Source organism: Pseudomonas sp. P5_A2_2 (assembly GCF_054177685.1).
The window spans coordinates 1-1,365 of the sequence record NZ_JBGCUL010001122.1; the positions used below are offsets into that span (position 1 = coordinate 1).

Sequence of the window (1,365 nt, forward strand, 5' to 3'; positions counted from 1 at the left end):
GATTTGCGCAGGGTGCTTGAAGCGGTGGTCGAAGAACTCACGCACATAGACCAGGGCAATCGCCAGCAGCAAACCGGTGAACAGCCCGAACGGAATGATCAGCATCGGCTTGGGGAACGCCGCTTCGGTCGGTTCGAAAGGCGGGCTGAGCACCCGTGCGTTGGACAGGTCGTTGTCCAGCGCGCGCGCCGTGCTGCTTTCAGCGAAGCGCTGGGCATAGGTGGCGAACGCCTTGTGCAACGCGTTGATCTCGGTGTCCATCTGCCGCAGTTTGCTGCGGGTTTCCTGCAACTGATGGATGCGATTCTGGAACTCGGCAATACGCGCGGTTTTCTGGTCGATGACCGAGCTGATCGTCATCAGGTCGCTGGTGCGCTCCTGAATCCGGTTGCTGACAATCTTCAGGAATTGCCCACGGGCCCGGATGATTTGCTCGCGGGCCATTTGCATCGGATCACTGCCGGGCTGCAAGACCGCCAGGTCGTCCATGTAGTGGCTGACCAGGGTCGTCAGTCGCTCACCCAGTTGCTTGATCTCGCGGTCTTCGAAAGCGACGCTGTCGACCGTGGTGGTGAAGGTGTAGGGGAAGGTGTAGTCGTTGAATCTGGCATTGTTGGCGGTCGCCAGGCTGGTTTTCAGGTAATCGAGCCAGCGCTGGCTTTGCAGCAGTCGGTCCTGATACAGGTTGAGCGCCTGCTCCTCGGTGTTGATCGCGTTGAGGCGGAACGTGATTTCTTCCTTGGGGTCGGACGAACCGATGCTTTCGAGCAAGGCCAGGCGATTGGCTTCCAGGCCATCGAGACGCACCTGGTACTGCATTTTCTTGGTCTCGTAGAAACTCTGCGGCAGGTCGATCGATTGCATTTCCTGGCGGGTAACCAGGTAGTTTTGCAGCAGGGCAGTGACGAATCGGGTGCCCTGGGCCGGGTCAGGGAAGTGGTAGACGATCGAGATCACGTTGGAGCCCGGCAAGGTTTCAACCTTGAGGGCAGCGGACGCTTGTTGCGTGAGGGCATCGAGCAGGGTGTCGCGTACCGGATCGGTCTGCAGCCCGAGCAGGCTGCGAACCGGATCGGTCTGCAGCCCGAGCAGGCTGCGAACCGGGTTGATCACGTGTTCGCGAACGGGATTGATCACAAACCGTTTGAGCGGCTGCACCAGCAGTTTGTTGAAGGCGCTCACGGGCTGCGTGTACTCACCCTTTTCGCGCAACTGGCCGATGGTCTGGCGGATCAAGGCCGGCGAACGCAGGATATTGCTCTCGGTCTCCATGTCGGCCAGCGACGGCGGAATGAAGGAAGCGTTTTCCTGAGTGAGGGTGCTGGTGGCATCCCCCTGGGAGATTTTCTTGGACTGCACGATCAC

At 59.8% G+C, this 1,365-nt stretch carries 1 protein-coding gene; it reads right to left on the bottom strand.

Annotated features, from left to right (window positions below; all coding sequences use genetic code 11):
• Window positions 1–1,365, bottom strand: a 1,365-nt coding sequence (locus ACXRVY_RS29345; RefSeq protein WP_458239002.1) for a GumC family protein, incomplete at both ends; no start/stop codon positions are given.